At 71.2% G+C, this 25,107-nt stretch carries 22 protein-coding genes and 1 tRNA gene; 12 read left to right on the top strand and 11 right to left on the bottom strand.

Translation table 11 applies throughout. The features are described from left to right. Positions 1 to 2: 2 nt before the first annotated feature. The 3 genes from O7624_RS11390 to O7624_RS11400 form a co-directional block, all read right to left on the bottom strand. Positions 3 to 803, bottom strand: a complete 801-nt coding sequence (locus O7624_RS11390) for a DUF4328 domain-containing protein (protein WP_282239989.1) — start codon at positions 801 to 803, stop codon at positions 3 to 5. 154 nt (positions 804 to 957) lie between these two features. Continuing rightward, complete coding sequence (locus tag O7624_RS11395) at positions 958 to 2,367, bottom strand: amidase family protein (protein WP_282239990.1); 1,410 nt, start codon at positions 2,365 to 2,367, stop codon at positions 958 to 960. A gap of 16 nt (positions 2,368 to 2,383) precedes the next feature. Further along, positions 2,384 to 3,526 (bottom strand): cystathionine gamma-synthase, encoded by a 1,143-nt coding sequence (locus O7624_RS11400; protein ID WP_282239991.1) that lies wholly within the window; start codon positions 3,524 to 3,526, stop codon positions 2,384 to 2,386. A 95-nt stretch (positions 3,527 to 3,621) separates the two neighbouring features. Here O7624_RS11400 and O7624_RS11405 point away from each other — a divergent pair, with 95 nt between their 5' ends. From O7624_RS11405 to O7624_RS11440, 8 genes are all read left to right on the top strand, one after another. Then, entirely contained in the window at positions 3,622 to 3,951 is a 330-nt protein-coding gene (locus tag O7624_RS11405; RefSeq protein ID WP_282239992.1) for a hypothetical protein, read from the top strand. A gap of 558 nt (positions 3,952 to 4,509) precedes the next feature. Continuing rightward, entirely contained in the window at positions 4,510 to 4,926 is a 417-nt protein-coding gene (locus O7624_RS11410) for an HIT family protein (protein WP_282239993.1), read from the top strand. Positions 4,927 to 5,000: 74 nt separating this feature from the next. Further along, a complete protein-coding gene (gene msrA / locus O7624_RS11415) occupies positions 5,001 to 5,663 on the top strand; it encodes a peptide-methionine (S)-S-oxide reductase MsrA (RefSeq protein WP_282239994.1) in 663 nt (220 codons plus the stop codon). Between the two features lie 301 nt (positions 5,664 to 5,964). Further along, the gene (locus O7624_RS11420; RefSeq protein WP_282239995.1) at positions 5,965 to 7,749 is read left to right on the top strand and encodes an N-acetylglutaminylglutamine amidotransferase; all 1,785 of its coding nucleotides are present in this window, start codon (positions 5,965 to 5,967) and stop codon (positions 7,747 to 7,749) included. A gap of 2 nt (positions 7,750 to 7,751) precedes the next feature. Next, on the top strand, positions 7,752 to 9,644 hold the full coding sequence (gene ngg / locus O7624_RS11425; RefSeq protein WP_282239996.1) for an N-acetylglutaminylglutamine synthetase: 1,893 nt from the start codon (positions 7,752 to 7,754) through the stop codon (positions 9,642 to 9,644). After that, positions 9,641 to 10,834: an osmoprotectant NAGGN system M42 family peptidase gene (locus tag O7624_RS11430; RefSeq protein WP_282239997.1), complete on the top strand. Its 1,194-nt coding sequence runs from the start codon at positions 9,641 to 9,643 to the stop codon at positions 10,832 to 10,834. Before ngg ends, O7624_RS11430 begins: the two co-directional genes overlap by 4 nt. 317 nt (positions 10,835 to 11,151) lie before the next feature. After that, the gene (locus O7624_RS11435) at positions 11,152 to 12,081 is read left to right on the top strand and encodes a ribonuclease Z (RefSeq protein ID WP_282239998.1); all 930 of its coding nucleotides are present in this window, start codon (positions 11,152 to 11,154) and stop codon (positions 12,079 to 12,081) included. Next, positions 12,078 to 12,587 (top strand): GNAT family N-acetyltransferase, encoded by a 510-nt coding sequence (locus O7624_RS11440; protein WP_093406399.1) that lies wholly within the window; start codon positions 12,078 to 12,080, stop codon positions 12,585 to 12,587. Before O7624_RS11435 ends, O7624_RS11440 begins: the two co-directional genes overlap by 4 nt. Before the next feature lie 85 nt (positions 12,588 to 12,672). Here O7624_RS11440 and O7624_RS11445 read toward each other — a convergent pair whose 3' ends face one another. Together O7624_RS11445 and O7624_RS11450 are read right to left on the bottom strand one after the other, a co-directional pair. Further along, a complete protein-coding gene (locus tag O7624_RS11445; RefSeq protein WP_093406397.1) occupies positions 12,673 to 14,043 on the bottom strand; it encodes a cystathionine beta-synthase in 1,371 nt (456 codons plus the stop codon). Positions 14,044 to 14,125: 82 nt separating this feature from the next. Further along, positions 14,126 to 14,482: a YkvA family protein gene (locus O7624_RS11450; protein WP_093406678.1), complete on the bottom strand. Its 357-nt coding sequence runs from the start codon at positions 14,480 to 14,482 to the stop codon at positions 14,126 to 14,128. Positions 14,483 to 14,621: 139 nt separating this feature from the next. Here O7624_RS11450 and O7624_RS11455 point away from each other — a divergent pair, with 139 nt between their 5' ends. The 3 genes from O7624_RS11455 to O7624_RS11465 all read left to right on the top strand — a co-directional run bounded on the left by O7624_RS11455 (position 14,622) and on the right by O7624_RS11465 (position 17,872). Beyond that, the gene (locus O7624_RS11455; RefSeq protein WP_093406394.1) at positions 14,622 to 15,674 is read left to right on the top strand and encodes an SGNH/GDSL hydrolase family protein; all 1,053 of its coding nucleotides are present in this window, start codon (positions 14,622 to 14,624) and stop codon (positions 15,672 to 15,674) included. 46 nt (positions 15,675 to 15,720) lie between these two features. Further along, positions 15,721 to 16,524 carry an SGNH/GDSL hydrolase family protein gene (locus O7624_RS11460; protein WP_282239999.1) on the top strand — a complete coding sequence of 268 codons (804 nt, stop codon included), beginning with the start codon at positions 15,721 to 15,723 and terminating at the stop codon, positions 16,522 to 16,524. An 85-nt stretch (positions 16,525 to 16,609) separates the two neighbouring features. Further along, positions 16,610 to 17,872, top strand: coding sequence for an acetyl-CoA C-acetyltransferase (locus tag O7624_RS11465; RefSeq protein WP_093406389.1), 1,263 nt, complete (start codon positions 16,610 to 16,612; stop codon positions 17,870 to 17,872). 148 nt (positions 17,873 to 18,020) lie between these two features. Here O7624_RS11465 and O7624_RS11470 read toward each other — a convergent pair whose 3' ends face one another. From O7624_RS11470 to O7624_RS11480, 3 genes are all read right to left on the bottom strand, one after another. Beyond that, on the bottom strand, positions 18,021 to 18,350 hold the full coding sequence (locus tag O7624_RS11470) for a hypothetical protein (RefSeq protein ID WP_282240608.1): 330 nt from the start codon (positions 18,348 to 18,350) through the stop codon (positions 18,021 to 18,023). A 206-nt stretch (positions 18,351 to 18,556) separates the two neighbouring features. Further along, positions 18,557 to 19,390 carry a Bax inhibitor-1/YccA family protein gene (locus O7624_RS11475; RefSeq protein ID WP_093406384.1) on the bottom strand — a complete coding sequence of 278 codons (834 nt, stop codon included), beginning with the start codon at positions 19,388 to 19,390 and terminating at the stop codon, positions 18,557 to 18,559. Positions 19,391 to 19,604: 214 nt separating this feature from the next. Continuing rightward, positions 19,605 to 19,688 (bottom strand) — tRNA-Leu (locus O7624_RS11480). A gap of 101 nt (positions 19,689 to 19,789) precedes the next feature. Here O7624_RS11480 and O7624_RS11485 point away from each other — a divergent pair. Further along, a complete protein-coding gene (locus O7624_RS11485; protein ID WP_282240000.1) occupies positions 19,790 to 21,634 on the top strand; it encodes a hypothetical protein in 1,845 nt (614 codons plus the stop codon). 33 nt (positions 21,635 to 21,667) lie between these two features. Here the strand turns inward: O7624_RS11485 and O7624_RS11490 are convergent, their stop codons facing one another. The 3 genes from O7624_RS11490 to O7624_RS11500 all read right to left on the bottom strand — a co-directional run bounded on the left by O7624_RS11490 (position 21,668) and on the right by O7624_RS11500 (position 25,103). Further along, on the bottom strand, positions 21,668 to 22,993 hold the full coding sequence (locus O7624_RS11490) for an NAD(P)/FAD-dependent oxidoreductase (RefSeq protein ID WP_093406382.1): 1,326 nt from the start codon (positions 22,991 to 22,993) through the stop codon (positions 21,668 to 21,670). 155 nt (positions 22,994 to 23,148) lie between these two features. Next, positions 23,149 to 23,712 (bottom strand): hypothetical protein, encoded by a 564-nt coding sequence (locus O7624_RS11495; protein ID WP_282240001.1) that lies wholly within the window; start codon positions 23,710 to 23,712, stop codon positions 23,149 to 23,151. Then, positions 23,712 to 25,103, bottom strand: a complete 1,392-nt coding sequence (locus O7624_RS11500) for a DUF58 domain-containing protein (protein WP_282240002.1) — start codon at positions 25,101 to 25,103, stop codon at positions 23,712 to 23,714. The genes O7624_RS11495 and O7624_RS11500 overlap by 1 nt, the downstream gene beginning before the upstream one ends. Positions 25,104 to 25,107: the final 4 nt, after the last annotated feature.

Genomic DNA, 25,107 nt, shown 5'->3' on the forward strand with positions numbered 1-25,107 from the left:
GCCTAGATCGTGCCACCCGGCCCGTCCGGCACCGCCGACGCCCGGGCCGGTCCGACCGACGGCGGGCTGCCCGGCGCAGCCGCCGCAGCCTGGTCCGGCGCGGCCGGGTCCGCCGTTGCCGCGATCGTCATGCCGGGCAGGATCGGACCGGTGGGCATCGACCGGGCGATCCGGGCGGTCTGCGCCGCCGAGATGCTCTGGATCAGCACGATCAACGAGCCGCCCGCCACCGCACAGAACACCGCCGGCACCAGGTACTCACCGGTCGCCGTCAGGTAATGATCCACGTACGCCTGAAAGTCCGTCGAGGTCTGCGGGTACGGCAGCGCCTCGTACTCGTCGGCGGAGGAGCGAGCGCTGAACCGCTCCGCGAAGAGGAACACCAGCCAGGATCCCCACCAGATGTGCACCAGCACCGGGGTGCTCAACCGCCAGAGACTCTCCCGGGCGATGCTGGCCACCACCCGGTGCGGCATCACGAAGTTGACGAACGGCACCAGCCACCCGGCGATCGCCCACCCGTCGGAGTTGGTGGGCCCGGCCCCCGGGAAGGCGTCCAGGTTCGTCCGGGCCCGCCACGTCCAGATGATGACGAGCACGATCGCGACCAGGAACGCGACCTGGTAGAGCAGCGCCGCCGACAGTTCCAGCACCCCTGCGGTTAGCAGGAACGTCTCGGTGTCACGGGAGTCGGCCGCCCGCTCGGCGAGCAGCGCGTTGACCGGCTGCACCGCCACCGTCAGCAGCAGGAACGCGGCGGTCGCGGCCACGGCGGCCGAGGCGGCCCGACCGACACCTCGCACCGGGCGAACCCGGGCACCCGGGTACAGCGTCGGCGAACCGACCGGCGTACGGCAGGTCGGACATTCCCTGGTGCGTGCGTCGGTCTCGGTGTCGCAGGTGTGGCAACGCATGCTCGACGGACCTCCCGTGTGATGGCACGGGGAGCGTAGATGATCAAGCGTTGGCTGGCCAGCCCGTTCCGACGCGCGGGTAACCAGGGGCGTGCCGAGGCCACGGGCTCGCCATCTCGAACTGACCGGCAACACCGAGCAGCAGCAGTTCCGATCCGGGCGGTCCAACCAGTTGCACGGCGAGCGGCAGTCCGTCCGGGCGGCGGCCCACCGGCACCACCAGTGCGGGCAGCCCGGCAATGTTCCAGGGTGCGGCGTACGGGGCGTACCGGATGCTGGCCAGCATGTTGGCCTGCCAGGAGCGGGTCGACCAACTTGTCGCCCGTGGCGGCGCGCTGGCCAGCGCCGGGGTGAGCAGCAGATCCACCGAGTGGTCGGTGAAGAAGCCGATCGACCGTTCGCGCCAGGACAGCCGGTCGGCCTCCCGGACGTACCCGCGCCGCCACGCCCACTCGCCGAGCGCGACGTGCCGGCGACTACGGCGTTGCAGGGCGCGCCGGTCGACCCCGGCGGCGCGCACGTCCGCCGCCGCGGCGGCGAACCAGGTGGCGATGCCCTTCAGGCCCAGCGCGGTCGGGTAGACCGGATCGGCCGGCACGGTGTCGTGCCCGGCACCGGCGAGCAGCCGACCGGCGGCGGCGACCGCGTCCCGGTTCGGCGCGTCGGGCGAGACGCCTCGCACGGGCGACCGTAGCGACACGCCGACCCGCAGGCGCTCCGGCGGAACGAGCTTGCCCTGGGCCCGGCCGGCGAGCACCTGGAAGCCGACCGCCGCGTCGGCGACGGTGGTGCTGAGCATGCCGTGCTCGACCAGACCGAACCAGTCCTCCGCGCCGAGTTGGCAGGGCACCACGCCACGACCGGGTTTCAGCCCGACCAACCCGCAGCAGGCGGCGGGGATGCGGATCGAGCCGAGACCATCGTTGCCGTGGGCGATCGGGACCAGCCCGGCGGCCACCGCAGCGGCCGCGCCGCCGGAGGAACCACCGGGGGTGCGGGACAGGTCCCACGGATTGCGGGTGACCGCCGTCTCGTCGTCGGTGATGCCCCACAACCCCAGCTCGGGCATCCGGGTGACGCCGAGGATCACCGCACCGGCCCCGCGCAGCCGGCGGACCACCTCGTGATCGGCCTCCGCCACGCCGGTACGGACGGCGGCGGAGCCGTTCCAGGTGGGTACGCCGGCCACCGGGGTGTTCTCCTTGACCGCGATCGGCACCCCGGCCAGCGGCAGGTTCGCCAGGTCCTCCTGCTCGTCCACCTTCTCCGCCTCGGTGACCGCCTCCCCGCCGCGTACCGCGCGGAACGCGGCGAGGTCGACGTCGGCCTTGGCGACGTGGTCAAGGTGGTCGGCGAGCACCTGGGTGGCGGAGACGTCGCCCCGGCGTACGCCCCGGGCGATCTGTTTGGCGGTCGCCCCGACCCAGGTCGGCATGATGTCCTGCACGGCCACCCTCCCAAGCCAGCGGTCAGCCCAGCGCCTGCTCCAGATCGGCGAGCAGGTCTTCGACCGTCTCGATGCCGACAGACAGTCGCACGAGATCGGAGGGAACTTCAAGCGGCGAGCCGGCAGCACTCGCGTGTGTCATCCGACCCGGGTGCTCGATCAGGGATTCCACCCCGCCGAGGGACTCGGCGAGCACGAAGAGCCGGGCCCGGTTGCAGATCTCGACGGCGTGCTCCTCGCCCCCGGCGGCGCGGAAGGAGATCATGCCGCCGAACCGCCGCATCTGCTTGGCCGCCACCTCGTGCCCGGGGTGTGTCGGCAGGCCCGGGTAGAGCACCTGACCGACCTTGGCGTGCCCGTCGAGGTACGCGACGATCCGCTCGGCGTTGTCGCAGTGCCGGTCCATGCGTACCCCGAGGGTCTTGATGCCGCGCAGGGTCAGCCAGGCGTCGAACGGGCCGTTGACCGCGCCCATCGCGTTCTGGTGGTAGCGCAACCGCTCGCCGAGGTCGGCGTCGGCCGTCACCAGCGCGCCACCGACCACGTCGGAGTGCCCACCGACGTACTTGGTGGTCGAGTGCACGACCACGTCCGCGCCGAGGGTGATCGGCTGTTGCAGGTACGGCGAGGCGAAGGTGTTGTCGACCACCAGCAGCGCCCCGGCGTCGTGCGCCACGGCGGCGAGGGTGGCGATGTCGGCGATGCCGAGCAGCGGGTTGGTCGGGGTCTCCACCCAGACCACCTTCGTGACACCGGGCCGGATCGCGGCCCGCACGGCGTCGGTGTCGGAGACCTTGGCCGGGGTGTACGCCAGCCCCCACCGCTCGGCGACCTTGGCGAAGAGCCGGTACGTGCCGCCGTAGGCGTCGTCGGGGATGACCACGTGGTCACCCGGTCCGCAGACGGTACGCAGCAGCGTGTCCTCGGCGGCCAGGCCGCTGGCGAAGGCCAGGCCGACCTGGCCGGCCTCCAACGCGGCCAGGCATTCCTGGAGCGCGTCCCGGGTGGGGTTGCCCGAGCGGCTGTACTCGTAGCCCAGCCGTGGCGCGCCGACGGCATCCTGGGCGTACGTGCTGGTCTGGTAGATCGGGGGGATCACCGCGCCGGTACGGGCCTCGGGGTCCTGGCCGGCGTGGATGGCGAGCGTCTCGAAGCCGTGCGTCATTCCGCAGACGTTAGTCCTCCCGCCCGTCCCACCGATTCCAACCCGGCCCGGCTCGCCTCCGATGTTCCGTCGGAACACTGAGCGATACTTGCCGAGTGAGCCCGACCAAGAGCCTTCCTTCCCGTCTGATCGGAGCAGCCGACCGCATCCCGGCTTCGCTTGATGTGCTCGCCGGTCCCGATCACGGACGCGTCGTCCTGCCACTACGGCTGGCCTGGTCCGGTCTAACCGAGTTCGACGTCGAAGACGCTCGTGAGCGGTTGACACTGTATTGCCTACTTTTGGATTGCGGGCAGCATGACGACGTCGTGCGCTACGTCAACGCGGAGTTGCTGCGGCACGACTGGTCACGGATTCGAAGACTGACAGCACGCCGAATGATCGCTCTGTGGGAAAGCCGCGTGCCCGAGCTGGCCGCTGCCTGATGCAGCCCTTGCACCGGCAACTGCTCGAAGTTGGCTTCAGTGCCGGCGACGACCTTGGTCTGGTACTGGCGGGCGGGTACGCGATGGCAGCCCACGAACTAGTGGATCGTCCATCCCAGGACATCGACTTCGCGACCGCTACCGCGCTGCCCTTGGCGACAGTGGTCGACCGCCTGGTTGGCACCTATCGAGCTGCCGGTTATCAGACGGAGATCATCGAAGTCACGCCACGGATGGCCCGGATGCTGGTCTCGGACGCGACCATGTCGTGCGAAGTCGACCTACTCAAGGAGGGACTCGGGCCGCCGGCCCTCGCCTCGGCTCGGTCAACGAACGCGACCCCCGCACCTTTCGGTCCTACGGCCTCAGTGAAGACGACATTGCGACGCTCTGCCGATGGGCCCTTGCCTGGGAGGCGGATATCCGGTCCCGCCTGGCGAACGGAGAGAGCGGTCCGGTCCCGGTAGCCGGCGACGAGTGGGACGCGTACCTCGAACGGCTGTGACCGGCGGTGCGGCGCGGGCGGCGGTGGCACCTGCCCCGGCTTAATCTGACCGGATGGCGGGGTGCGTGTTCTGCGGGATCGTGGCCGGTGAGGTGCCCGCGTTCCAGGTGACCGACGAGCCGGACGGGGTGGCGTTCCTGGACACCCGGCCGGTGTTCAAGGGGCACGTGCTGGTGGTGCCGCGCACCCATCTGGTCACCCTCGCCGACCTGCCGCCGGAGTCGCTGCCCGGCTACTTCGGGTTGGTGCAGCGGATCGCCGTGGCGGTCGAGTCCGGTCTCGGCGCGGGCGGCACGTTCGTGGCGATGAACAACCGGGTGTCCCAGTCGGTGCCGCACCTGCACACCCATGTGGTGCCACGGACGAAGGGCGACGGGCTGCGTGGCTTCTTCTGGCCGCGTACCCGCTACGCCGACGACGCCGAGGCCGCCTCCTACGCGGCCCGGGTCCGGGCGACGCTGGCGGCCTGACGGAGCGCGACGCGGGTAAGGAAGCGGGGTCCACCGGTGTTGCACGCGGGGAAGGGTACGAAAGGAGTCCCACCGTGTTCCTCCGCCGCATGAAGGCCGAGATGATCTCACCCGACCGGGCCCTGCCCGGCCGTCCCATCGCGATGCCGGTGGCCGACCGGCACGAGGTGCTCGGGACCCCGCTGAAGGGCCCGTTCCCCGAGGGCTACCAGGTCGCCGTCTTCGGTATGGGCTGTTTCTGGGGGGCCGAGCGCCTGTTCTGGACCCTGCCCGGGGTCTTCACCACCTCTGCGGGTTACGCGGGTGGTTACAGCCCCAACCCGACCTACGAGGAGGTCTGCTCCGGGATGACCGGGCACACCGAGGTGGTCGAGGTGGTGTACGACCCCACGAAGATCAGCTACGAGGATCTGCTGAAGGTCTTCTGGGAGAACCACGACCCGACCCAGGGCATGCGCCAGGGCAACGACGTGGGCACCCAGTACCGGTCCGCGATCTACGCCAGCACGGACGAGCAGCTGGCGATCGCCGAGGCGTCGCGGGAGGCGTTCGCGCCGATCGTGGCCCGCGCCGGAAAGGGCGAGATCACCACGGAGATCGCCCGGCTCGGCGACTACTACCTGGCCGAGGACTACCACCAGCAGTACCTCGCCCCGACCAAGAACCCGAACGGCTACTGCAACCACGGCCCGAACGGGCTGAGCTGCCCGGTCGGCGTGGCACGTACCGCCGGCTGAGCAGCGCAACACACCCAAGCGCCCCTTGACGGCCGGCCCGCCGATTTCGGCGGGCCGGCCGCGCGTGTGCGTGGGACGGCCGGCCTGTGACCGAGTCGATGCGACACGTATTGCGGCATTCGTCACACTCAACAGTGCTACCCAAACGCCACAAGTGCTACGAGGCGGGCACGAAACAGCACGCCGCTCGACCCCGAATGACAATGTCTTGATCGCGGGGCGCGGATTCTAGCAATGCTGTTACACGACCGTCATGGTCTCAACAGGCTAATCGCAACATCCTCTGGCAGCATGGGCTCACATGTGCGGACTGGCTGGGGAGTTCCGACGGGACGCGACGCGTGCCGACGTCGCAGCGGTGGAACGGATGGCCGCCACCATGTGCGATCGGGGGCCTGACGGCAGCGGGGTGTGGTCACAGGGGCCGGTCGCCCTCGGCCACCGTCGACTGAAAATCATCGACCTGTCGGCGGCCAGCGGCCAGCCGATCGTCGACTCCGCCGCCGGCCTCACCGGCGTCTTCAACGGCTGCATCTACAACTACCGCGAGCTGCGCGCCGAGTTGCAGGCCAAGGGCCACCACTTCTTCTCCAGCGGGGACAGCGAGGTCGTCGTCAAGGCGTACGCCGAGTGGGGGCTGGACTTCGTCGACCACCTGGTCGGCATGTTCGCGGTGGCGATCAGCGAGCGGGACACCGGCCGCCTGGTGCTGGCCCGGGACCGGCTCGGCATCAAGCCGCTCTACCTCGCCGAGTCCGCCGGCGTGGTGCGCTTCGCCAGTACCCTGCCGGCGCTGGTGGCCGGCGGCGGGGTGGACACCAGCATCGACCCGGTCGCGCTGGGTCACTACCTCAGCTTCCACAGCATCGTGCCGCCGCCGCGCACCATCCTGCGCGGGGTGGCCAAGCTCCCGCCGGCCACCGTCCGGGTGTACGAGGCCGACGGCCGCAGCCACGAGCGGGTCTACTGGGACCCGCCGTTCCTCCGCCGCGACGAGCACGCCGGCTGGTCCGAACGGGACTGGCAGGACGCGCTGCACGAGTCGCTCACCACCGCCGTACGCCGGCGGATGGTCGCCGACGTGCCGGTCGGCGTACTGCTCTCCGGTGGCCTTGACTCCAGCCTGGTGGTGGCCCTGTTGGCCGGGGAGGGGCAGCGCGGGCTGTCCACCTTCTCGATCGGCTTCGACGCCGTCGGTGGCCGGGAGGGCGACGAGTTCCGCTACTCCGACGTGGTCGCCAAGACCTTCGACACCGACCACCACCAGATCCGGGTCGCCGCACAGGATCTGGTTCCGCCGCTGGAGGCGGCCGTCGCGGCCATGAGCGAGCCCATGGTCAGCCACGACTGCGTCGCCTTCTACCTGCTCAGTCAGGAGGTGTCCCGGCACGTCAAGGTGGTGCAGTCCGGCCAGGGCGCCGACGAGATCCTGGGTGGCTACCACTGGTACCCGCCGCTGGCTCAGGTCGGCCGGGAACAGGCCCTCGACACGTACGCCCGGGCCTTCTTCGACCGGGACGGCGCCGGCCTGGCCCGGGTGCTCAACCCCGCCTGGCTCGCCGACGGCGACCCGGCGCGGGAGTTCGTCGCCGCGCACCTGGCGCGGCCGGGCGCGCAGACCGCGGTCGACGCCGGTCTGCGCATCGACACACAGATCATGCTCACCGACGACCCGGTCAAGCGGGTCGACAACATGACCATGGCGCACGGGCTGGAGGCCCGGGTGCCTTTCCTGGATCACGAGTTCGTGGAACTGGCCGCCGCCTGCCCGCCGGAGCTGAAGCTGGCGCAGGGCGGTAAGGGTGTGCTGAAGGAGATCGGCCGTCGTGTGCTGCCACACGAGGTCATCGACCGGCCCAAGGGTTACTTCCCGGTGCCGGGCCTGACTCACCTGGAGGGCAAGCTCCTCGACCGGGTGCGCGACGCGCTGTCCGCTCCCGAGGCCCGCCGCCGCGACCTGTTCCGCACCGATTACGTCAACGCCCTGCTCGACGCGCCCAACGCCGAACTGACCCCGTTGAACGGAAACAAGCTGTGGCAACTCGGACTCCTGGAAATGTGGCTCCAGAGCCACGGAATCGACTGACCGTGACGGACACCCTGGCCACCGGCGTCGCCCGGACAGACCGGGGCCGCGGCACGGGCAGACGGTACGAGCGGGTCGGGCCGGGCGGTGATCCGATCGCGACCGGCGGCGCCGACCCGACCGCCGACGAACGCCCGAGCACCGGTGCGGATGTCATTCTCGACTGCGGTTGGGGGCGGCTGGTCTTCGGCCAGACCTTCGCCGACCAGTCCGCGGTCGCCGACGTCCTGCGTTCCGAGGCGGCCGGCGCCCGGGACATCTGCATCTACCTGCGGGATCCGCACGTGCTGGTCTCCCGGTTGCCCGACGAGCTGTTCATCGACCCGTCGCTGACGTTCCGGTTGCCGCTCGGCGGGGACCGTCGCGGGCCCCGTCCCGGTGCCGGCACCACCGAGGAGGCCGGCAACGCCGAGACGCCGGCACCGCTCGACGGTCGCAACGAGCTGCCCGGGGTACGCATCCGTCGGTTGCGCGACGCCGCCGACGCCGACGCGGTCAACCGGATCTACGCGGCCAACGGCATGGTCACCGCCCCGGTCGACGTGCTTGTCGACAACGCCGCCACCGACCGGTTCCTGCACCTGGTGGCCGAGGCGGTCACCGGCGAGATCGTCGGCACCATCACCGGCATCGACCATGTGGCGGTCTTCGACGACCCGGACAACGGCGCCAGCCTGTGGTGCCTGACCGTCGACTTCAACCAGGCACCGCCCGGCACCGGGCAGGCCCTCATCACCGAGCTGGCCAGCCGGTTGGTCGCCCGGGGTCGCGCGTACGTCGACCTGTCCGTGCTCGCCGAGAACGCCGGTGCGATCCGGCTGTACGAACGGCTCGGTTTCTACCGCACCGCCACGCTCTGCGTGAAGCGGAAGAACCCGATCAACGAACGGTTGTTCCTGCCGGCGATGCCGGTCGGCTACGACGGGCTCAACCCGTACGCGCGGATCGTCGCCGACGAGGCGATGCGGCGGGGCATCCGGGTGGAGGTGACCGACCCGGAGTGGGGCGAGCTGCGGCTGACCAGTGGCGGCCGGACCATCCTCACCCGGGAGTCGCTTTCCGAGCTGACCTCGGCGGTGGCGATGAGCCGCTGCGACGACAAGCGGGTCACCCGCCGGATCCTGACCGAAGCCGGTCTGTCGGTACCGCGCGGGCGCACCGCCACCGGCGACGCCGCCGACGCGGAGTTCCTGGCCGAGGTGGGCCAGCTGGTGGTCAAGCCGGCGCGGGGCGAGCAGGGCAACGGCATCACCGTCGGCGTACGCACCCCGGAGGCGCTGACCGCCGCCGTCGAACTGGCCGCCCGGTTCTGCCCGGAGGTGCTGCTGGAGGAGCTGTGCTCCGGCGAGGACCTGCGAGTCGTCATGATCGATCACGAGGTGGTGGCCGCCGCCGTACGCCGGCCCGCCTCGATCACCGGCGACGGCGTGCACGACATCGCCGAGCTGATCGAGCGGCAGAGTCGTCGTCGGGCCGCCGCCACCGGCGGCGAGTCCCGCATCCCGCTGGACGACATGACCCGGGACGTGGTCACCGAGGCCGGGTACGAGCTGCACGACGTACTGCCGGAGGGGCAGGTGCTGGCTGTGCGACGCACCGCGAACCTGCACACCGGCGGCACCATCCACGACGTGACCGGAGAACTGCACCCGGCTATCGCCGAGGCGTGCGTCGCCGCCAGCCGCGCCATCGACATCCCGGTCACCGGGCTCGACCTGCTGGTGCCGGCGCCGGACCAGCCCGAGCACGTCTTCATCGAGGCCAACGAGCGGCCCGGGCTGGCCAACCACGAGCCACAGCCCACCGCCGAACGCTTCGTGGATCTGCTCTTTCCCGGGACTCGGGCACCGCAGAAGCTCTGGACGCCGGCGGGTGCGGCACCATCTGGGGCATGACCGTACGCAAGACCACTCCGCTCCCCATCGACCTGGACTATCTCCGTCAGGTGCTGGTCGAGCTGCTCGACATACCGAGCCCGTCGGGGCGCACCGACCATGTGCAGCAGTACGTGGGCGAGCGCCTCTCGGCGCTCGGCATTCCCTCGACGCTGACCCGCCGGGGCGCGCTGAGCGCCTGCCTGCCCGGCCCCCGGGAGACCGGCGCGGACCGGGCCATCGTGGTACACACCGACACCATCGGCGGGATGGTCAAGCGGCTGAAGGAGAACGGCCGGCTGGAACTGAAGCCGATCGGCACGCACAGCGCCCGGTTCGCCGAGGGCGCCCACGTACGGATCTTCACCGACGACCTGGATCGGGTGGTCACCGGTCAGGTGCTGCCGCTCAAGGCCAGTGGTCACCGTTACAACGAGGGCGTCGACCTGCAGGGCTTCGGCTGGGAGCAGGTGGAGGTACGCGTCGACGAGCCGGTGGAGGACATCGCCGGGCTGCGGGCCCTCGGCATCGACGCGGGCGACTTCGTGGCGTTCCTGCCCAACCCGACGGTCACCCCCAGCGGGTACGTCAAGTCCCGCCACCTGGACGACAAGGCCGGCGTGGCCGCGGTGCTCGCCGCCCTGAAGGCGATGGTCGACGCCGGGGTGAAGCCGGCCGTGACCGCGCACCTGCTGGTCACCGTGACCGAGGAGATCGGCCACGGCGCGTCCCACGGCCTCGACCCCGACGTGGCCGAGATCGTCTCGGTGGACGCGGCGGTGGTCGCCCCCGGGCAGCAGTCCCGGGAGCACTCGGCCACCCTGGCGATGGGCGACGGCGTGGGGCCGTTCGACTACCACCTCACCCGCAACCTGGCGTCGATCGCCCGGGAACACGACGTGGATCTCGTCCGGGACGTCTTCGACTACTACCGCTCGGACGTGGCGGCGGCGGTGGAGGCGGGGGCGCACGCCCGGGTGGCGCTGCTCGGCTTCGGCGTCGACGCCACCCATGGTCACGAGCGCACCCACCTGGAAGGGCTGCGCCACCTGGCCCAGTTGATCTGCCTCTACCTCCAGAGTGACCTGGTGTTCCCCGAATGGGACGCCGAGCCGGAGGGCGACCTGGCCGACTTCCCGTCACTGGCGGTGCAGCCGGCCAGCGCGGACGGCCCCCGGGAAGGCCCGATAGGCATCGCCCAGACCGCCTGAGAACCGGGGCCGACGGCAGTGTGATCGAAATCCGTTGCCGGTCGGCCGGCGGCTGGATAGCGTGGCGGTACACGGGAAAGGAGGTGGTCCAGACTTGTATAGCAATCGGACTCGTGAGGTGGCTGTCCGCTAGCCGCTGTCCTCGACAGTGACAGTCCGTCCCTCGGGACGGGCACGGTAAGAATCGTCGAGACCGTGTGGCAGCGGTGCGGCGAAACCACGACAGCCACCCGACCCCCGGGGTGCCGGCCCAGTCCAGTCGGCCCGCGCGTCAGCGCGGAAGCCCCGGGGGTCGCTTCATTTCACCGGAGGCGGCCGTGTCCATGCGCGAGCTGGTGGTGCTCGGCACGGCAAGTCAGGCACCCACCCGGGACCGCAACCACAACGGGTACGTGCTGCGGTGGGACGACGAGGTGATCCTCTTCGACCCCGGCGAGGGCAGCCAGCGGCAACTGCTGCACACCGGCGTCACCGCCACCGACCTGACCCGGATCTGTGTCACCCATTTCCACGGCGATCACTGTCTCGGCCTGCCCGGCACCATTCAGCGCCTGTCCCTGGACCGGGTGCCGCATCCGGTGGCGGTGCACTTCCCGGCCGAGGGGGCCGACTACTTCGCCCGGCTGCGGCACGCCAGTTCCTTCCACGAGACCGCCGAGCTGGCCGTCACCCCGATCGAGGCGGACGGACAACGGATAGTGCTGCGGAACGGGACGTTGGAGGCACGCCGGCTGCGGCACCCCATCCAGACGTACGGCTATCGGCTGGTGGAGCCCGACGGGTGCCGGATGCTGCCGGAGCGGCTGGCCGCGTACGGCATCGCCGGGCCGGCGGTGGGTGAGCTGCAACGCGTCGGCCACCTCGATCTGGACGGGCGTCGCGTCACCCGCGACCAGGTGAGCACGCCACGACCGGGGCAGCGGTTCGCCTTCGTGATGGACACCGGCCTCTGCGACGGGGTGTACGCGCTGGCCGAGCAGGCCGACCTGCTGGTCATCGAGTCGACGTTCCTGGAGTCGGAGGCCGCGCTCGCGGCCGAGGTCGGGCACCTGACGGCCGGCCAGGCCGCGCGGGTGGCGGCCGAGTCAGGGGTACGCCGACTCGTGCTCACCCACTTCTCCCAGCGCTACGCCGACCCGACCCGCTTCGCCGAAGAGGCCCGCCGACACTTCGACGGCGATCTGGTGATCGCCGAGGATCTGGCCACGATTCAGGTGCCGCCCCGACGGGTACCCTCGGTCGAGTGACCGTCACGCTGCGTCCGGCCGGGTCCGCTGATCTCCTGCCGGTGGGCGCCCTGCACCAACGTTCCCGGGTCGCCGCGTACTCCTCGTTCCTGCCGGCGGAGGCGCTGGCCGACCCGACCCCGGAGGCGATGGGCGAATACTGGGTGCAGCGATGGACCTGGGAGCGCGCCGACCACGTGATGACGGTGGCCGAGCGGAACGGCACCTTGGCCGGCTTCAGCTACCTGGGCCCCGACGACGAGGGCGACCCGGCGACCGGCCTGCTCAACGCCATCCACCTGGAGCCGACCGAGCGTGGTCGCGGAGTCGGCCGGGCGCTGATGGTCGACGCCCTGAACAACATGCGGACCCGCGGCTGGCGCCGCGCGGTCCTCTGGGTACTGCGCGACAACACCCCCGCCCGCCACTTCTACGAACGCGGCGGCTGGCACCCCACCGGCCAGCAGCGCGACGAGATGATCGGCCGGACGCACACCCCCCAACTCCGCTACACCCGCCCCCTCTGACTCCCCCCATCAACCCCGTTGATCATGAGGTAGCGGCATCGTGGAGATCGAAGACTGCCGCTACCCCCTGATCGACCCAGTTGGGCTAGCGGGCGCCCAGGTGGGCTAGGAGGTCCTGACGGGTGAGGACACCCTTGGGTTTACCGTCGATCAGGACCAGGGCGGCGTCGGACTTCTCCAGCAGGTTCACCGCCTCGCTGACCGGCTGACCACCGCCGACCATCGGCAGCGGCGGCCCCATGTGCCGCTCGATGGTGTCGTGCAGGTGCGCCTGGCCGGTGAAGAGCGCGTCGAGCAGATCCTTCTCGGCGATCGAGCCCGCCACCTCGCCGGTCACCACCGGCGGCTCGGCCTTGAGCACCGGCAACTGCGAGACGCCGTACTCGCGCATGTAGTCGATGGCGTCGCGGACCGTCTCGGTCGGGTGCACGTGGACCAGTTCGGGCAGGCCGCCCGGCTTACCAGCGATGGCCTCGGACACGGTGGGTTCCGAACCGGAGGCGTCGAGGAATCCGTAGCGCGCCATCCAGGCGTCGTTGAAGATCTTGGAAAGGTAGCCCCGACCGCCGTCCGGCAACAGCACCACGATCACGTCGTCCGGGCCGGCGGCGCGCGCCACCTCCAACGCCGCGACCGCCGCCATCCCGCAGGAGCCGCCGACCAGCAGCCCCTCCTCGCGGGCCAACCGCCGGGTCATCTCGAAGGACTGCTTGTCCGAGACCTCGATGATCTGGTCGGCCACGTTCCGGTCGTACGTCTCCGGCCAGAAGTCCTCGCCGACCCCCTCGACCAGGTACGGCCGACCGGTGCCACCGGAGTAGACCGAACCCTCCGGGTCGGCACCGATGATCTTCACGGTGCCGTTGGAGGCTTCCTTCAGGTAACGCCCGATGCCGGAGATGGTGCCGCCGGTGCCCACTCCGGCCACGAAGTGGGTGATCCGTCCCTCGGTCTGCTTCCACAGCTCCGGGCCGGTGGTCTCGTAGTGCGAGCGCGGGTTCGCCGAGTTGGCGTACTGGTTGGGCTTCCACGCTCCGGGGATCTCCCGGGCCAGCCGGTCGGAGACGTTGTAGTACGAGCGCGGGTCCTCCGGCGCGACGGCGGTCGGGCAGACCACCACCTCGGCGCCGTACGCCCGCAGCACGTCCTGCTTGTCCTGGCTGACCTTGTCGGGGCAGACGAACACACAGCGGTAGCCCCTGAGCTGGGCCACCAGGGCCAGCCCGACGCCGGTGTTGCCGCTGGTCGGCTCGACGATGGTGCCGCCCGGGCGGAGGATCCCCGCCGCCTCGGCGTCCTCCACCATGCGCAGCGCGATCCGGTCCTTCACCGACCCGCCGGGGTTGAGGTACTCCACCTTCGCCAGCACCGTCGCCTGAATGCCCTCGGCGACGTTGCGTAGCCGTACCAGCGGCGTGTTGCCGATCATTTCGACGACGTTGTCGTAGTACTGCACCTCGTTGTGCCCTTTCGCTCCGGCACCGGCACGCCAGGCCGGGCGGGTGAACCAGGTGGAATTCCCGCCCAGAGTACGTCGGTCAGGGCACCACGTGGCCGGGGACCACGGTGCTGCGACGTGCCTCCCACTCCAGGAAGCGCTCGGTCTCGGCAAGCACCGAACCGGCCAGCCAGGTGACCATCACCGCGTCGTCGATCAGCCCGAACACGGCGAGGAACATTTCCGGTACCGCGTCGATCGGCGAGACGATGTACGCCGTGGCGGCGGTCATCATGGCCAGCCGCAGCCCGCCGTCGTACTGGCCACGGGCGGTGGCCGCGATCATCCTGGGCAGCGCACCGATCCGGGCGCCGAGCGACGGCCCGCCCCGGGCACCTGCGGTCATCGCCCGTGCCAGGGCCACGAACGCGGCACCTCGTTTCAACGTCTTAGCCATCGTCGTGCTCCTCTCCACGTGCAGCGTGACGCCCCGCCGCAACACTGTCCATCCAAGTACCCAGCGCGGTCGTTTTCCAGGCACCGGAGCGCCGCGACGATGACAGCGGGGCGTCAGACAGGCGCGCTAGTGTCACGGTATGGGGGTCGCTGGTTCCGTCGTACCGGATCGTCCGCGCTGGCAGCGTGCCCTGCGGGTGGCCCGTCTGGCGGCCATCGGCACGGGCGCCACGGTGGCCGCCGCCGCGGCGACGACAGGTGTGCTCTTCGGTCAGGCCCGGCAGGCCCGGCGCACCATCCCGATGGCCGAGGCGCCGCCACCACGCTGCGACGGCGTCTATGGCGCGAAGTTTCCCGGGCCCGCGATCACCATGGTCGTTCTGGGTGACTCGTCGGCCGCCGGTTACGGGGTGCACCGACGCCGTGAGACGCCTGGCGCGTTGTTGGCCACCGGCCTGTCCCGGCGTCTCCAGCGTCCCGTCCGGTTGCACCGCTTCGCGGTGGTGGGCGCCATATCGGCCGGCTTGAAGTTCCAGGTGGAGGCGGCCCTGGAGTGCGACCCCGAGGTCGCGGTCATCCTGATCGGCGGCAACGACGTCACCAACCGCACCCCGCCGGCCCTGGCCGTGCGCTACCTCGTCGAGGGGGTTCGGGCACTGCGCGCGGCCGGCGCCGAGGTGGTCGTCGGGACCTGCCCGGACCTGGGCGCGATCCGCCCCATTCAGCCACCGCTGCGCTGGTTGGCCCGCCGGTGGAGCCGGCAGCTCGCCGCGGCGCAGACGGTCGCGGTGGTGTCGGCCGGTGGTTGGACGGTCTCCCTCGGCGACCTGCTCGGTCCCCGGTTCACCGCCGAGCCGGGGCGGATGTTCGCCTGGGACCGGTTCCACCCCTCCGCCGAGGGCTACGCGGCGGCTGCCGCCGCCCTGTTGCCGACGGTGCTCTCCGCTCTGGGCCAGGGTGCCGAACGCAGGCCTTCGCCAACCCGGCTCGAAGGCGTACGGTCGTTGCCTAAGGCCGCACAGGAGGCGGCTCGGCACCCGGGGACGGAGGTCAGCGGTACGCAGGTCCGGGGCAGCGAGAGCGGTCCGGCCGGCCGTTGGGCGCAGTTGCGCCGGCGGGGATTCTTCGGTGTCGGTCCGACGCCGCAGCCAGCCCGCACCGTCGACACACCCGCAGTGGAAGGATTCTCATGACCGAGCGGATCAGGGGCCGGTCCGGTTCCGGCGCGAGGGCAGCGTCATGACCAACCTCTCTGCCGGCACCCAGGTCGCCGCGCGGGTCGCCCGTACTGCCGCATTTTCCCTGCTCGCGGGCGCGCTCGGCGGAGCCGCGGTGCTCGCCGGCGAGGCCGTGGTCGCGCGCAACCGTCGCTACGCCCAGCCAGAGCTCGGCCTGGCACTGCGGGCGACCGTCGGTCGGGCCGGTGCCCCACCGCTGCGCCTGGTGCTGCTCGGTGACTCCGCCGCCCTCGGCGTCGGCGTGGACCGGCTCGGCGACACCATCGGCGGGCAGTTGGCGGAGTTGCTCGCCGAAGGGCCGGGCGGGCGTCAGGTCCACCTGTCCAGCGTCGGTGTCTCCGGCTCGCGCTCAACCGACCTGGCCACCCAGGTGGCGCGAGCGCTGCTCGGCGAGCGGCCGGACGTGGCGGTAGTGCTGGTCGGCGCCAACGACGTCACCAGCATGCGCCGGCCGACCGAGGCCGCCGCCTATCTCGGCGCGGCCGTGCACCGGCTGCGCCAGGCCGGCGTCGAAGTCGTGGTCGGCACCTGCCCGGATCTCGGCGCCGTACGCGCGATCGCGTCGCCGCTGCGGCAGGTCGTCGGTTGGATGGGGCGTCGGGTCGCCCGGGCACAGACCGGTGCGGTGCTCGACGCCGGAGGGACGGTGGTCGACCTGGCCATCGAGACGGGCCCGGTGTTCCGGGCCGACGCCGGCACCTTCTGCCACGACGGCTACCACCCCTCCGCCGACGGTTACCGGGTCTGGGCCCACGCCCTCCTGCCCGCGGTGGCCGCCGCCGCGGCCGTCACCCCACACCACTGAACGGGTCTGCTCATCCGACGTGGGGTGACATTTCCCGGCGGACGGAAACTTCCGCCGCAAGTTACCGGCGAGTTAACGTGTCGGTATGCCGATTGAGTCGTCCCGCGACGCCGTCATCGTCGCCACCGCCCGCTCCCCCATCGGCCGGGCCCACAAGGGCTCCCTACGTGATCTCCGCCCGGACGATCTGGCCGCCACCATCGTGCAGGCGGCCTTGGCCAAGGTGCCGCAGCTCGACCCGCGACAGATAGACGACCTCTATCTCGGGTGCGGGCTGCCCGGCGGCGAGCAGGGTTTCAACATGGCTCGCGTGGTCGCCGTGCTGATGGGCCTCGACGGCCTGCCCGGCGCGACCCTCACCCGCTACTGCGCATCCTCCTTGCAGACGACGCGAATGGCCATGCATGCGATCCGGGCCGGTGAGGGCGACGTCTTCATCTCCGCCGGCGTCGAAATGGTCTCCCGTTACGCACGCGGCAGCTCCGACGGCCTGCCGCCCGAAGCTCAGGCCCTGGTCGGCGGCGGCTGGGAGAATCCACGCTTCGCGTCGGCACGCGAACGGTCCCAGGCTCGCGCCGAGGCCGGCGCGCCAGTCTGGACGGACCCGCGTGAGAAGGACGCGCTACCCGACGTCTATCTGGCCATGGGACAGACCGCCGAAAATCTCGCCCAGGTGTACGACGTGAGCCGCGCGGACATGGACGCTTTCGGCGTACGCAGCCAGAACCTGGCCGAGAAGGCGATCGCCGACGGCTTCTGGTCCCGTGAGATCACCCCGGTCACCACGCCCGACGGCACAGTGGTCGCCACCGACGACGGCCCCCGCGCCGGGGTCACCTTGGCGGCGGTCTCCGAGCTGAAGCCGGTCTTCCGCCCGGACGGCCGGATCACCGCCGGCAACTGCTGCCCGCTCAACGACGGGGCCGCCGCCGTGGTCGTGATGAGTGCTCAGCGGGCCGATGAACTGGGCATCACTCCACTGGCGCGGATCGTTTCCACAGGTGTCACCGCGCTGTCACCCGAGATCATGGGCCTCGGCCCGGTGGAGGCGAGCCGGCAGGCACTCGAACGCGCCGGTATGACCATCGACGACGTCGACCTGGTCGAGATCAACGAGGCGTTCGCCGCCCAGGTGATCCCGTCGTACCGCCAACTGGGCATCCCGGAGGAGAAGCTGAACGTGATGGGCGGCGCGATCGCCGTCGGTCACCCGTTCGGGATGACCGGCGCCCGGATCACCGGCACACTGCTCAACGCCCTGCAATGGCATGACGCGACCATCGGCCTGGAGACCATGTGCGTCGGTGGCGGCCAGGGCATGGCAATGGTCGTCGAGCGCCTGAGCTGACTGAGCGCCGGTGTCCGGCCGGCAGCCACCTCGGCCGGACGCCAACGCCGCCGGCGATCAGCGCAGTCGCGACATGCGGCAACTCGGGCCATCAGCTCGGCGGAAGGCCCCGGCTTGCCGCATGTCGGGCCGCTTGAGAACCCGGTGGTCAGAGCGCGGTCCGGGTCGCGGTGACCTCGGTGGCGGCCCGGGCCAGGGCCTCCTCGCTCGGGTCCGCGGCGAGCAGGTCCGCGGTGACCACCCGAAGCTGGTCGGGCAGAGCCAGGTCGTTGTCGAGCCGGGGTACGACTCGTCGTGGCTGCCCCTCCGCGTCCGCAGCGAGGTTGGCGATCTCCTGCACCAGCCGGTGCACCAGATCCGCCCGGGACACGTTGCCGACCGACGCGGCGGCTGACCACCGTGGCTGCTGCCAGTGGCTGACCTGCCGCACCAGCAGCTCCACCCCCCGCGCGACCTCCAGCACCGCCGCTGCCTCCATCCCCACCCCCCGCACTCTACGCACCCACCCCCCACCGTCTCGTCGACCATGGAGTCGTGGTTGTCGATCCACCCCTTCCGCCCGTTATGGCGCGACCACAAGTGCATGATCGACGAGACGGGGGCGGGAGGGGGTGGGCTGGGGAGAGAGACGACGGCGCCCGCCCCGGGTGGGGGCGGGCGCCGGTCGGTCGTTGGGCGGCGAGGTCAGTCGTCGCCCTGGAAGTAGCTCAGCAGGCGCAGCATCTCGATGTAGAGCCAGATCAGGCTGACCAGGATGCCGAACGCGGCCACCCAGGAGTAGCGCTGCGGCAGGCCCATCCGGACGCCGTCCTCGACCTCCTTGAAGCTCAGCACAAAGCTCAGCGAGGCGACCACGATGCAGACGATGCTGAAGCCGATGGCCAGCGGGCTGCCGTCACGCAGGCCGGTGTTGACGCCGAAGAGCGCCAGCACCAGGTTGATCAGCATGACGGCGAACAGACCCGCCATCACCGCGATCATGCCCTTGACGAACTTCGGCGTCGCCCGGATGACCCGCGCCTTGTAGAGCATGGCCATCACGAAGAAGACACCGAAGGTCGCGGTCACCGCTTGGAGCACGATGCCGTCGTAAAGCGATTCGAAGAACTTGCTCACGGCGCCGACGAGGACACCCTCGACGACGGCGTACGCGACGACGAGCGCCGGGTTCGCCATCCGGGAGAACGAGATGATCAGGCCGAGCACCAGGCCGACGATTGCCGCACCGATCCAGGCGACGCCGAGCAGCGCGTCGGGTACCAGCGCCCACGCCGCCGCAGCGGCGACGCCGACGATGGCCAGGAGGGTGACCGTCTTGACCACCACGTCGTCGATCGACATGGGGGTGACCGCCGGTGGGGCCGACGGAAAGCCGGGCGCGCCCGGATAGCCGGCCTGCGGCGGAACCTGCTGGGGGTAACCGGGCTGTCCGTACGGCCCGGACGGGGCGTACCCGGCGGCCCGCTCCCGCTCGGCCGCCTGACCGAGCCGGGCGAGCACCGGGTTCGAAGTCTTCACTGTCTCTGGCCTCCCTCAGGGGGTCTCATTGCACGTCAACGTGCAATACAAGAGTAAACGTCCCGACCAGCCCTTGGAGATCGCCAAGCTGAGGGAAAGCTGAGAGCTGGGCCGGACGCCACCTGAGCACAGGCTCACCGGCAAGCACGGCGGCGCCCGGTGCGGTCGAGATCGGCGCAGCGCGATTCCCCGTCCTGAACGGATCTTCGCGGGGTGGTGCCCGGGGCGGGGGTCGAACCCGCACGCCTTGCGGCAGCCGCTTTTAAGGCGGCCGTGTCTGCCTTTCCACCACCCGGGCGGGTGACACCGGCGTGCCGGCACGTACGGTGCAGTGCCACGGTAGCGGGTTCGTCGCCACTGCGGCGTCCCCCGCCGAGCACCGCCAGTAGGGTCGAGGCCGTGAGCAGCCGCGCACCCCTCGCCCCCACCGACGACGTGGCAACACAGGCGGGTCGCCACCTCGCCCGGGTACGCCGGCAGCGGCTCACCCGGTTGGCCCGGACGGCGGCTCAGTATCGGATCGACCTGCTGGTAGGGCTCTTCTTCGCGGCGCTCGCCGGTGCGCTCACCCACCGACTCTGGGCCGACCCGACCGGTCTGGTGCTCGCCCTCAATCCCGAGGACCAGGTGCTCTACGAGTGGTTCCTGGCCATCGACGCCCGGGCCCTGCTGGGCGACTTCGGCCTGTCCACCGACCGGCTCAACGCTCCGGTCGGGGTCAACCTGATGGCCAACACGTCGGTCATCGCCCTCGGTGTGCTGTGCGCCCCGGTAACCCTGCTGTTCGGCGCTCCGGTCACCTTCGCCCTGCTGGTCACGGTCAACCTCGCCGGCACCGCAACCGCCTGGTACCTGCTGTTCAGCCGTACGCTGAGGGCCCGCCGGGCCGCCGCGACGCTGGGCGGTGCGCTGTGCGGCTTCGCCCCCGGCATGGTGTCCCAGAGCAACAGCCACCTGCACATGACGGCGCAGTGGCTGTTGCCGGTCATCGTCTGGCTGGTCGTACGCCTGCTGCGGGCGGCCGACCCCGCCGCTGGATCCGGGCCGGCTGCCGGCGCGCCGGACCGACGCCGGTTGGCCACCTCCGCGATGGGACTCGCCGCCGCTGTCGCCGCTCAGGTGTTCATCGGCGAGGAGGTGCTGTTTCTCGCCGCGCTCACCCTGCTGGTGATGGCGGTGACGATGATCGTCACAGACCGCGATCTCGCCCGGCGGGCGCTGCCCGCCTTCGCCGGCGCAATGGTCCTCGCCACCGGTACGGCCCTGCTGGTGCTCGCCCGCCCGTTGTGGTTCCAGTTCGCCGGGCCCCTCGGCGTCGCCGACGGCATGTTCAGCCCGCACTACTTCTCGGCCGACCTGCGCAGTTGGTGGGCGATCTCACCGCTTTCGCTGCTCGGGGACGACCGCTCCGCCCAGTTGAGCACCGGCCCGGCCGAGTACAACACCTTCCTGGGCTGGCCGCTGCTGGTCGTCACCGCCGGCTGCGCCGTCTGGCTGGGCCGCCGCCCGCTGGTGCTGGCCTGCACCGCCGGGATTCTCGTGATGGCTGCGCTGTCGCTCGGCCCCGAGCTGGTCTTCGACCGCGAAGGCTCCGGACTGCCCGGGCCGTACGCACTGCTCGGCGGAGTGCCGGTGGTCGACGGCGCGCTACCGATGCGGTTCGCCCTGGCCGTACCGCCGCTGATCGCGACACTGCTGGTGCTGGCGGTCGACCGGGCGCTGCGCAGCACGGGCCGTGCCCGCCGGCTCACGCTGGTCGCGGTCGCCGTGGCGGTCGTACCACTGCTCCCCGCGCCGCTGCCCACCGCACAACGCCCGCCGGTTCCGGAGTTCATCACCGCCGGCCACTGGCGGACCTGTGTCGAGCCGGGCGGCGTCCTGGTACCGGTGCCGCTGGCCACGCCCAAGGAGCCCTGGCCGATGCGGTGGGCGACCGCGGCCGACGCCGAGTTCAGCATGCCGCAGGGCTTCTTCATCGGGCCGCACGGCCGTGGCGGCAGCGCCGCGATGGGCGTCGCCCCGCGACCCACCTCCGCCCTCCTGGCCGACGTGGCCCGCAGCGGCCTCCGGCCCGTCGTCGGGGACGAGCAGCGCCGCCGCGCCGCGGCGGACGTCGCGTACTGGGGTGCCTCGTGCGTGGTGCTGGCCGCCGACACCGCGCACGCCGACAGTCTGCGGCTGACGTTGGAGGCGCTCTACGGACCGTCGACCCGACTCACCGACGCCTGGTACTGGCAGGTCTGAGCACGTGGGGCGCCAACGGCACCCCACGTGCACTCACACCTTCGACGGTGGCTGGGACGCCTCGGCGAACTCCTCGCGCGGGTCGTGCAGCTGGCCGAGGGCCACCACCTCACGCTTGAGCACGAACGCCAGCGTCCAGTCGACCACGACCCGGACCTTCCGGTTCAGCGACGGGATCCGGCTCATGTGGTACGTCCGGTGCATGAACCACGCCGGCCAGCCGGTCATCTTGATGCCGTAGACCTGGGCCACTCCCTTGTGCAGACCGAGGCTGGCCACACTGCCGGCGTGCTTGTGCTTGTAGGGCACCGGCGCGCGGCCCCTGATCACGGCGACGATGTTGTCGGCCATCCGCTGCGCCTGGCGTACCGCGTGCTGGGCGCTCGGCGAGCAGTAGTTGCCCGGCGGCTTGGTCAGGTCAGGTACGGCGGCGCAGTCACCGGCGCTCCAGGCACCCTCGACCACGCGGTCACCGTCGACCACCTGCAACGTCGGCAGGCAGGTGACCCGGCGCCGCTCCTCGCGGGGGAAGTCGGTCGCGTCCAGCATCGGTGACGGCTTCACCCCGGCGGTCCAGACGATGGTGTCCGCGCTGAAGCTGTCCCCGTCGGAGAGCTTGACCACCCCGTCGACGCAGGACTCAAGCCGGGTGTCGAGCCGGATGTCCATGTCCCGCTTCAGCAGCTGCTGCACCGTGTAGGCGCCCATGTCCCGGTCGACCTCCGGCAGCACCCGCTGGGTGGCCTCGACCAGTACCCACCGCATGTCCGACGTGTTCAGCTCCGGGTAGTACTTCAACGCGTGGCGGGCCATGTCCTCCATCTCCGCCAGCGCCTCGATGCCGGCGTACCCGCCGCCGACGAAGACGAAGGTCAGCGCCCGACGGCGTACCTCCGGGTCGGTGGTGGCGGCGGCCACGTCGAGCTGTTCGAGCACGTGGTTGCGCAGGTAGATGGCCTCACCGATGGTCTTGAAGCCGATGCCGTGCTCGTGCAGTCCGGGGATCGGCAGGGTTCGGGAGACCGAGCCGGGGGCGACCACCACGTGGTCGTAGGTGATCTCGCGGGGCGGGCCGATGATCGGCTGCACCGTGGCGGTCTTACTCGCGTGGTCGATCCGGGTGACGGCACCCGCCACCACCTTGCACCGGCGCAACTCCCGACGCAGCGGCACCACGGAGTGCCGTGGGGAGATGTTTCCCGCCGAAGCCTCGGGCAGGAAAGGCTGGTACGTCATGTGCGGCTGAGGATCGACGACGACGACCTCAGCCTCACGGGGACTCAGCTTCTTCGACAGGCGCAGCGCCGCGTAGAGACCGACGTGCCCGGCGCCCACCACAAGGATCCGCTTCGGATTCACGCCTACCATCTTTCCCCCACCGCCAGCGGTAATCCCGCCTGCGGCCCCCTTCTGTGACCGAGCACAAGGCGACTGTGACGGCGGTAACGACGGCCATCGTCAGCACCTCGACGCCCCGACATCAGCTGTCGCGGCAGACCCCGAGAACCCCGGAATCACCTGCGTCGCAGCAGCCCAGCCAGCAACGCGGTCACCCCGACAGCCAGCAGCAGACCGGCCAGCGTGACCGCCTGCCAGCCGCCACCTCCGGGCCGGGCACCGGAGAGTTCGAGCAGCAGCACGCCGAGCACCGACGTGGCGAGCAACACTCCGGCGGCCCGGGTGAGCCAACGCACTATCACGTCCGGGTCCACCACGGCGTCGTACGGCAGCACCGCCACCAGCGCGCAGAGCGTGTGGGTCAGGTAGAGCGCCACGGCCACCGCCATCAGCCGCCACAACGCGATAGGTCGGTGGTACCCGTCGGTGGCGAGCAACCACCCGCCGACCGTGACCAGGGCGGCGAAGGTCGGCCAGAGCCGACGCGGCAGCACCGCCGGCAGCACCGCGACCGCCACCAGCGGACCCAGCGCCTCCCCCGCCACGACCTCGGCGGGATACGCCAGCAGCAACCCCACCAGTGCGCTGAGGAAGATCCCCAGCCGGACCAGCACGGGGGTCAGGGAGATCCGTGCCGCGGCGGTCCGCAACGCCCGAACCCGCCCGATGACCGCCCCCATCACCGGCCACCCACCCGGGGTGCGGCGGCCAGCCTCGCCACGTCGCGTAGCACCTGGTCGAGGCTGCCGGCGCCGGCCCACGGCACCACCGGCACCCCGTGCTCACGCAACTGCGCGATCATCGTGTCCCGGTCCAGTCGCCACAGCCGGTACGCCACCTCGGCCCAGCCCCGGTCCTTCGGTGGTGACAGGTCCACCGGGAGCGTGTCGACGGCCACCACGAACCGCCCCGAACGGGCCAACCGGGCCAACATCTGCGCCGACCGCTCCTCCAGCAACGGGGTGAGCACCACCACCAGCGCGTCCGCGGAGAGCAGTTGCGGGCCGAACACGTGGTCGTACGGCTCGTGTGGCGAGGACTGGGCCTTGACGTCCAGCAGCCACTCCAGCACGGTCAGGTACTGCCTTCGTCCGGTCGCCGGGCGCAGCCGCCGGGCACTCGGGCCGTACTCCAGCAGCGCCACCCGGTCACCCCGGTGCAGGTAGTGCTCGGCGATGGCGGCGGCCGCCCGAACCGTGGTGTCCAGCACCGACGCCGTACCGGTGACCCCACCGGAGCGACCCGCCTCGGCCAGCACGTCGAGCAGCACGACCACTTCGGCGTCCCGGTCGGAGAGGGTGGCCGCCACGTGCAGTTGCCGGGCCCGCAGCGACACCCGCCAGTCGATGCGACGCAACCGGTCACCGGGGGCGAAGACCCGCACCCCGGCGAGTTCGCCTCCCTCACCGGGACGACGCGAGTGGTGGGCACCGACCAGGCCAGCGGCCCGGGGCATCACCTCGACCGCCTCGAACGGCTCGGTCTTCGGGTACACCTTCGACCGGACCGGTTCGACGACCACCGCGCGCGAGACGAGCAGGCCCTGCGCGGCGGCGACCCGGGCGCCCGCCGGGCCCAGCGGATGCCGGCCCCAGCGCAGCGCGGTACCGGCCAACTCCAGGTCGACGGCGGTGTCCGGCGCGACCGACGTGACGAAGGGGCGGTCCGCCACGGTCGGTTGACCGGCACCGGCGGATCGGCCGGTGCCGACCACCGCGCTGCCGGCGAGACCCGCGCGTTCGACGCGCAGCCACGGTGAGACCCGGGTACGCAGCACCGCCACGTCGTAGGGGACCGCCCCCGGGTTGCCGACGGTGACCGTCCCGGCCATCGCACCGCCCTCCACCAGGGGGTCCTCGTCGGCGCTGAGCCACACCCGGGGCAGTTCGACGGGTCGGCGTCGCAACGCGTACGCGGTGCCGAGCGCGAACGGGACGGCCAGCACGATCAGATCCACCCGTCCCAGCAGCACCGCGGCGACCAGAAGCAGGCCGGTGAGCAGCACCGCCCGACCGAACGCCCAGGTGGGCGTCCAGTTGGTGGGTGCCGTTCGATCGCTCCGCTCACTCACGCCG

Origin of the sequence: Verrucosispora sp. WMMD1129 (genome assembly GCF_029581255.1) — a bacterium.
GTDB lineage: Bacteria > Actinomycetota > Actinomycetes > Mycobacteriales > Micromonosporaceae > Micromonospora > Micromonospora sediminimaris.